This window comes from Paracraurococcus lichenis (genome assembly GCF_030657435.1).
Classification (GTDB): domain Bacteria; phylum Pseudomonadota; class Alphaproteobacteria; order Acetobacterales; family Acetobacteraceae; genus Paracraurococcus; species Paracraurococcus lichenis.
Window position 1 is genome coordinate 1 of record NZ_JAUTWS010000143.1, and the last position, 7,953, is coordinate 7,953.

The 7,953-nt window shown below is 70.1% G+C and carries 6 protein-coding genes; 2 read left to right on the forward strand and 4 right to left on the reverse strand.

All coding sequences use genetic code 11. The features are described from left to right. Positions 1–117: 117 nt before the first annotated feature. The 4 genes from Q7A36_RS37025 to Q7A36_RS37040 all read right to left on the reverse strand — a co-directional run bounded on the left by Q7A36_RS37025 (position 118) and on the right by Q7A36_RS37040 (position 6,230). On the reverse strand, positions 118–441 hold the full coding sequence (locus Q7A36_RS37025; protein WP_305108812.1) for a hypothetical protein: 324 nt from the start codon (positions 439–441) through the stop codon (positions 118–120). A gap of 266 nt (positions 442–707) precedes the next feature. Continuing rightward, a complete protein-coding gene (locus Q7A36_RS37030) occupies positions 708–953 on the reverse strand; it encodes a hypothetical protein (RefSeq protein ID WP_305108813.1) in 246 nt (81 codons plus the stop codon). A 209-nt stretch (positions 954–1,162) separates the two neighbouring features. Continuing rightward, entirely contained in the window at positions 1,163–3,820 is a 2,658-nt protein-coding gene (locus tag Q7A36_RS37035; protein ID WP_305108814.1) for a bifunctional diguanylate cyclase/phosphodiesterase, read from the reverse strand. Positions 3,821–3,875: 55 nt separating this feature from the next. After that, positions 3,876–6,230: a methyl-accepting chemotaxis protein gene (locus tag Q7A36_RS37040; protein ID WP_305108815.1), complete on the reverse strand. Its 2,355-nt coding sequence runs from the start codon at positions 6,228–6,230 to the stop codon at positions 3,876–3,878. Between the two features lie 219 nt (positions 6,231–6,449). On the opposite strand from Q7A36_RS37040, the gene Q7A36_RS37045 reads away from it, so the two are divergent. Together Q7A36_RS37045 and Q7A36_RS37050 are read left to right on the forward strand one after the other, a co-directional pair. After that, positions 6,450–7,022 (forward strand): IS607 family transposase, encoded by a 573-nt coding sequence (locus Q7A36_RS37045; RefSeq protein ID WP_305108816.1) that lies wholly within the window; start codon positions 6,450–6,452, stop codon positions 7,020–7,022. 159 nt (positions 7,023–7,181) lie between these two features. After that, on the forward strand, positions 7,182–7,953 hold a 772-nt coding region (locus Q7A36_RS37050; protein ID WP_305108817.1), incomplete at its 3' end, for a hypothetical protein.

The following is a 7,953-nucleotide window of genomic DNA, read 5'->3' on the forward strand; positions in this document are numbered from 1 at the left end:
CGCCCGCCCGCCGCGGCGTGAGGGCGCGCTCGGCGGCGGGCTCGGCTCGAGCGACTTCGACTACGTCATGGACGAGGCGCTCGGCGCGGCCCTCGCCGCCCGCGGCGGCCTCGGCCTTTAGCGACCCATCGCCGAGGCCATCCGGCGCAGCCAGGGCATGCGGGCGAAAACACCCTGAGCAGAGCCGTCCTTGGCGCCACCGCCAGGGACTGACCCAATCATGTTACGAATCGAAGCGAGGTCGAGCACCTGTGGTGGTGCCCCCTGTTCCTTGACCGCCATCACCACGGGATGGTGGTGCGTCTCCGAAAGGGAGAGGGCGAATTGCGCCGCGCGCGGGAAATCCTTGAAGACCTTGCGCCGACAGTATTCATACCCTGTCGGGCGCATCCGGTCTGAATAGATGATCGTAAAGCCCGGCTTTACCCATGGCGCTCGCATCGTGCCCACCGCGTCTGGCAATCGTCGCCCCAGAACTCGGAAAGACCGGATCCGGTCTTTCCGGCACGAGACAAGCCAAGATAAGCGATGCGGAAAGGTCCCGGCCGAGAGCAGGTGCCTCCATTCTTGCGGAATCGGTGTGTGACACCGGCGCTTTAGCACCCGGGTCGACCGTTACGCTCCGGGCGGCGCGGCGTCCCGACACGGCGGATATCCGGCGCGGCGAAGGAGGTCCGGTATTGTTGACCCGGCCTGCACGGCAGGGATCAGGGCTGCGCCGCGGTCCGCCGTGACGCCGCGGTCTGCATCCCGACAACACTCTCGCCGCGTGGCATGTCCAGGTTGATGGCGAAGGCGTTGTCGATCACGGACTCCACGTGATCGAGCGCCTGCATCGCATCGAGCAGGTTCTGCCGCTGCTCGCCGGCCTTGCCCTCGTCGACGGCTTTGGAGATCAGTGCCACGGCCCGCTGGACATAATCATGAAGGTCTCGCAGATCGATCGGTAGCATGCTGTGGATGCCCCAATATCAAATAGCATTGCATATCATTATCGAAAGCTGATGGTACGGGATCCGGCGCGTGCCAGAGAACGATGCATATGACATGCATTCAGACTGTCGGAAACTTGCCAGAACCAATCGGTTCGTACGCGCCATCTCGTCATGCTGGCCTCCGTTGTTCGGTCCGGTGGCCGCGGCGGGGTGGCCTCGCTGCCGCGCTATCCGGCCAGTGTCGGCTGGGGCGCAGCGCGCCCTTCCATGCCCTGCGCTGCGCCGCGCAGCAGTGCGACGGCGTCGTCCATCGTCATCGGCTTGCCGAGCAGGTAGCCCTGCACGAGCTCGCAACGGAGCATGCGTAACTCGTGCAATTGCAACTCGGTCTCCACGCCCTCGGCAATGATGTCGAGCTTCAGGTTGCGGCCGAGGCTCAGCACGGAATGCACGATGGCGCGCGCTTCCGTGCCGACGCCGAGATTCTGGACGAAGGAGCGATCGATCTTGATGCGATCGAAGGGAAAGCGGCGCAGGTAGCTCAGGCTCGAATGGCCGGTGCCGAAATCGTCGAGCGAGATGCGCACGCCCATGGCGCGCAGCCGCGTCATGTTGGTCAGCACCACCTCCTCGTCGCCCAGCATCAGCCCTTCCGTCACCTCGATGTCCAGGCGGTCCGGCGGCAGTCCGGCACGGTCCAGCGCGCGGCGCACCTGGTCGCAGAGGTCGTGCTGCAGGAATTGCGGCGGCGACATGTTGACCGCGACGCGCACCGGCCGTGGCCAGGCGGCCGCCTCGCTGCAGGCGGTTTCCAGCACCCAGGCCCCGATCGGCAGGATCAGGCCTGCCTGCTCGGCCACCGGGATGAAGAGCGACGGCGGAACATGGCCGCGTACCGGATGGCACCAGCGGATCAGGGCCTCGAAGCTCGCCACCTCGCCGCTGTGGGTGCTACAGACCGGCTGGTAGACCAGGTGGAACTGGCCGGTGGCCACCGCCTCGCGCAGGTCCCGCTCCAGGCTCCGCTGCTCCTCCGCGTCGCGCTCCATGTACTCGTCATAGAGGGCGAAGGTGTTCCGGCCCGACCGCTTGGCCGCGTACATCGCGGTGTCGGCGGCGCAGAGCAGCGCCGCCGGCGTCGTGCCGTCCCTTGGATGCAGCGCGATCCCGATGCTTGCGCCGATGACGAAGCGGCGCCCGTCGAGCTCGAAGGGTTCCTGCAGCAGCTCGATCGTGTGGCGCGCCACGGCGGAGGCCATGGCGGGATTGGCCTGCGACAGCAGGATGGCGAACTCGTCGCCGCCGAGGCGGGCGAGGGTATCGCCCGCGCGCAGTACGGCGCGCAGCCGCACCGCCACCTCGACCAGCAGGCGGTCGCCCGCGTCATGGCCGTGCCGATCGTTCACCAGCTTGAAGTGGTCGAGGTCGAGGAACAGCACGGCACAGCCACCGCGTTGGACCGCCAGGACCAGCCGCTCGCCCATCAGCACGCGGTTCGACAGGCCGGTCAGGCTGTCATGCAGGGCGAAGTGGCGTGCCTGCTCCTCCATCAGGTGCCGTTCGGTGATGTCGGTATAGGTGCGGACCGCGCCGCCGCTCGGCAGCGCATGCGTCCGCACCTCGAGCACCGTGCCGTCCGGCCGCTTGCGCTCATAGACATGGTTGCGCCCGAGATCCTGCCATTCGCTGCGGGAGAAGGTCTCAAAGGCGTCGAGATCAGGGAAGGCGGTGCCGAACTCACCGGCCACGAACTGCATCCGCGACAGCGCCCGCAGGGTCGGCCGGCCCTGCAGGGCCTCCGGCAATAGCCCGAGCAGCTCGGGCGCGCGGCGGTTGGCCACCGTCACGCGCCCCTCGCTGTCGGTCATCAAGACGCCCTGGCTCACGCTCTCGACCGCATCGGCCAGCGCCTCGCGCGAGGCGGCGAGGTCGCGCCGGGACCGGGCCAGCCGGTGCCGGCGCAGCGTCAGCGCCCCCCCGGCCAGCAGGGCGGCAAGGCTCACCGCCGCGGCCGCGCCGATCACCTGTCGCCGCCCGGACCGGAGATCACCCAGCACCTCCTCCCCGGTCAGGGCCACCGCGACGGTGAGCGGCCGCTGGCTGACCTGCCGATAGCTGCCGAGCAGCACGAGGTCCTGGCCTGCGCCCCGCATGAAACTGCCGCGCGCCGTCGTCCCGACCGCCGCCGCAAGAGCCTGCGCCACCGCCTCCCGTCCGATGGCGGGCGAGCGGGCGCGCAGCGCGCCATCCGTGCCCAGCAGCATCAGCATGCCTTTGCCGTCGCCCATCTCGCTGTGCAGCGAGGTCAGGGAGCCCGGGGGGGTGATCGAGGCCACCACCACGCCACGGAAGCTGCCGTCCGGGTCGGCGACGCGGCGGCTGAACTGCATCGAGATCTTGCCCGAGGCGCGCCCGATCACCGGCAGGCTGACGAAGAGCTTGTCGCGCCCAGGATTCTCAGCATGCGCGCGGAAATGCGGGCGGTCCGAGAGGTCCATGCGGACATCGGTGTGGCGTAGGTTGGTCGCAACCAAGACGCCGTCGGCGTCGATATAGCCGAACTGGAACACCGGACCGCCCGTCGTCACGCCACGGGTAACCTGTGCCATGTCGATGTCGTCGCGGCCCGTGAGGTAGGCGTCCCGCAGCAGCAGCAGCGCGCTGTCGATCAGGTCCACCCGGCGCGCCACGCTCTCCTCGAAGGCGATGGCGAAGCGCTCGGTCTGGTCCTGCGCCGCCGCGATGGCGTCGCGCGTCTGGTGGTCGAGATAGGCGACAGTGCCCACCCAGAGCAGCGCCACGCAGGCCAGGGCCACGAGCATGTCGGGCATGCCGGCGAGCAGCCGGGCCAGGCGCCGGAAGGTCCTCGCAGTTGCTGCACGCATGGCTTGCTCGTCGATCACTGGTCGCTCGGACGGCCTGGGCAGGGGCGGGGGTCCGTCAGGCCGCCCTGGACTGCGCGGCGGTCTGCGCGGCGGTCTGCGCGGCCGCCAGCGTCCGGTCGATGCGCGACAGCACCGCCTCGTCGTGGTGGAAGACCAGCGCGATGGCATCGCGGTCGACCCGGACGATGCGCGCCGGGACCGGCCCGCCCGCCTCCGGCAGCAGCAGCGTGGCCTCGTCGCCGACCGCACCGCAGCCGCCGAGCGACAGCGCCACGCCGCCGCGGGAGATGTCGCGCAGCGCGGCCGTGCCGCGGTCGCGTCCCTCGATCATGAGCTGCGCACGCAACCCGGCGCCGGGAATACGCTCGTACATCCGCCGATTCTCGCCATCGCCGCCCGCCAGCAGGGTGACGAAATGGTCCACCTCGCGGCGCAGCCGGCCGGCCACCTCGCCGATCTCCTCGGCCGAGCGGGAGACGGTGCGGCTGGTCTCTTCCCCGCCCCGGGCGGATTCGGCGACCTGCTGCATGGCTTGCGTCGCCGCCTCGGTCGTGCTGGCCACCGTCTGCACATTGCCGGCGATCTCGCGGGTGGCCGCGCCCTGCTCCTCCACCGCCGCCGCGATCGCCGCGGCGACCTCGTCCACCCGGCCGATCGCCTCGTTCACCGCCTGCACCGCTTCCGCCGCCTCGGTGGTGGCGCCGCGGATCGCCTCGACCTGCTGCGCCACCTCCTGCGTCGCCCGGGCGGTCTGGGAGGCGAGCAGCTTTACCTCCGCCGCGACCACGGCGAAGCCCTTGCCTGCCTCCCCGGCACGCGCCGCCTCGATGGTGGCGTTCAGCGCGAGCAGGTTGGTCTGGGCCGCGATGTCGCTGATCAGGCCGACGACCTCGCCGATGCGCCCGGCGGCCTCGGTCAGGCCACGCACCTTCGCGTCCGTGCTGCGGGTGCAGGACACCGCGGTGCGCGCCGCCGCAGCGGCATGGGTGACCTGCTGGGCGATCTCGCCGCTGCTCGCCGTCAGTTCCTCGACCGCGGCGGCGACGGTGGCGAGGTTGCGCGAGGAGGCCTCGGCGCCCGTGGCGGTCCCGCGCGCCTGCCGCTCGGTCTCGCCCACATCGTCCGTCATGCGGGCGGCGGCCTCCCGCATGGCCTCGGCGGACTGGGTGAGGCGGGCCATGACCGAGGCGATGGAGACGCCGAATTCCTGCGTGTGCTGGCTCATCGCTGCCTGGCGGTGCTCCCGCGCCTCGCGCTGCGCCGCCGCTGCGGCCTCGAGGCGGCGGGTTTCCGCCGCGGTGTCGCGGAAGACCCGCAGCGCCGCCGCCATCTCGCCCACCTCGTCGCGTCGCACGAGGGCGGGGATGGCGACGTCCAGGGTGCCGCCGGCGAGGTCGCGCATGGCACCCGCCATGTCGGTGACCGGGCGGGCAATGCCCCGGCCGATGAGCCAGGCGAGCAGGATCCCGGTGATGATACCGGCGCAGGCCAGGCCGCCCAGCCAGAGTTCGTTGCGGCAAATTACCGCCTCGGCCGCAGCCTGCTCGGCCTCCCGTTCACGGCTGGTGCGCTCGCGCAGCGCGGTGGCCGCGGTGGAGAGGCGCTCGCCTGCCTCCCGCATGTCGCGGTTCAGCAGGCGATCGAGCTCGGCCGCCTTGGCCCCGGCCTGGGTGAAGGCCGCAGCATAGGCCGCCGCATCGCCCGCGGCCGCCGCCACCAGGCCATGCCGGTCGGTGCCGCGGGTCGCCGGGTCGAGCGCGTCGAGCGACTGCCGGAGCCGTTCCAGGGCCTGGTTCGCCGCGGTGGCTGCGGACTCCTCGTGCCGGCCGAGCACCTTGTTGGCGTTCAGCCGCGCCAGCAGCGCGGCCTCGATGGCCTGGTGCGCGGTGATGGCCGTGGCATGATCCTCGGCAGCATCGAGCGCCTCGGCCAGGTTGTCGAGGGCGGCCAGGATCTGCGGGCCGTGCCGGTCCATCCCGGTCCGCATCAGCCGGTCCTGCTCAGTCCGCAGCACCCGGGTGCGGTCGATGCCCTCGCGATAGCGCAGGAAATGGTCGCGCATCTCGCGCAGCGCCGCCTGCCGCTCTTCCTGGCGCGTGCCCGCGATCAGGCGGTCGAGCCCGGCCTCGATCCGCCCGGTCAGCTCGCTGGCGGCGGCGTCCGCGGGTTGGCTGGTCAGGCCGAATTCCCGCACGTGCCGACGCAGGCTGATAAAGTTGCTCTCGACCTCACTGACGAGTGCGCTGATCTGCACCCCGTGGCTGAAGGCCTGAAAGGCCTGGCCGACCTGACCGAGGCTGAGGACGCCCAGGCCGCCGACGGCGGCGAGCAGCAACAAGGGGAGGCTGAACCCGGCAAGGATCCGGCCGCGGATACCGAGGCGCGCAGCGCCCGGGTCAAAGGTTCGCATCGGGACGTCCTGGCTCGCTCTGGCGGTTTGCAGGCGCCACGGGGCAGCGCTTCTCACAGATTCGTGTACAGAGTGCCGGCAGCCGCGGACAGTGGCGGGGTGCCTCATCAGAGCCTCCGCGAGAGACTCCGCCCTTGAGGGCGGGGAGGGACAGCGGGCCGCGCGCCAGCGCGGCATAGGGTTGCAAATACCTGCGGAATGACGTAGCTTTTGCATCAAATGAGACGCAAGTTACCGATCACGCGATGGGCTAAGCAGAACGGCGTGTCACGCATGACCGCCTGGCGCATGGCCACGTCCGGCACGCTACCAGGAGCGGTACTGTCTCCGGCAGGACGTTGGCTCGTCGAGGTCGACGAACCGGAACCCGTCCGGCAGACCGTCGCATATGCCCGCGTCTCGTCGCACGACCACAAGGCCGACCTCGACCGCCAGATCGCCCGCATCGCCGAGTGGGCCGCGGCCTCCAACATCAAGATCGACCGATATGTCCGCGAGATCGGCTCCGGGCTGAACGACAAGCGCCGCGACCTCGCCGCCCTCCTCGCCGACACGTCGGTGGAGCGCATTGTCGTCGAGCACCGCGACCGCCTGGCCCGGTTCGGCGTGGCACAACTCGAGCAGGCGCTCAAAGCGACGAAGCGCTCCATCCTGGTCGTCAACCCAGGCGAGGTCGAGGACGACCTCGTCCAGGACATGGTCGACCTGATGGCGTGCTTTTCGGCGCGGCTCTACGGCCGACGCTCGGCCAGGAACCGCGCCAAACGCGCGCTGGACGCGCTCAAGGCATGAGCCGCACCTTCTGCGCCATCATCGAGGACCCTGCGGCCCACAACGTGCTGCGGCCGTACGGCGAACTCATGGCCAAGGCGCGGCACTGGCTTCACCGCTCAGCGCCTCAAGGACGCCATCGAGGCTACGATCGAGCGGATCGCCGCTCTCGGTCGGCACATGGACAAGGCCAAGACCGAGAAGCGGAGGGAGACGCTCCACTTCAAGCAGGTGGGCAAGAAGCAGCGCCTGGACGTGCTGCGCGGCCGCTTGGCCGTGGCCGAGCGGGAGCTCGCCGAAGGTCGCCCCCGTATCTGCTTCGGCGGACGTGAACTGCTCCGGCAGGGCGACGTCACCGGCTGGCAGGCCCGGCGCAACAGCCGCATCTTCCTCGTGGGATCAAAGACGGCAGGCGTCCACGGCAACCAGAGCGCCCACTGGGGCGGGGAGAGCCTTTCCATTCGCCTGCCCAATGCCCTGGGCGGCAGGGCGCACACCCTGCGCGGTGTGCAGTTCCGCTACGGGCAGAAGGAGCTTCTGGCCGTCCTGGAGCGCAACCGGGACAAGGCAACCCGGGTCAGCTTGACCTGGCTGTTCTTCCTGGACGACGACAACCGCTGGCACGCCCACGTCACCGTGGACGAGCCCATCGCCGAGGTCATCACCGACATCCGCCACGGCGTCGTCGCGGTGGACCTCAACGTCGACCACCTGGCCGTCACTCTCGTCGACCACCGGGGCAATCCCGTGGGCCGACTGAAGCTGGCCTTCCCGCAAGCAGGCACGGACGAAGGCCGTGCCGCGGTCGTCATCGGGGACAGTGTCCGTGCTCTGGCGCTGCTCGCCCGGAGCAGGCGCTACGGCATTGCCGTCGAGGATCTCGAGTTCTCGAAGAAGAAGGCAGGCCTGAGGGAGTACGGCCCGGCGCATGCCAGAAGGCTGTCATCCTTCA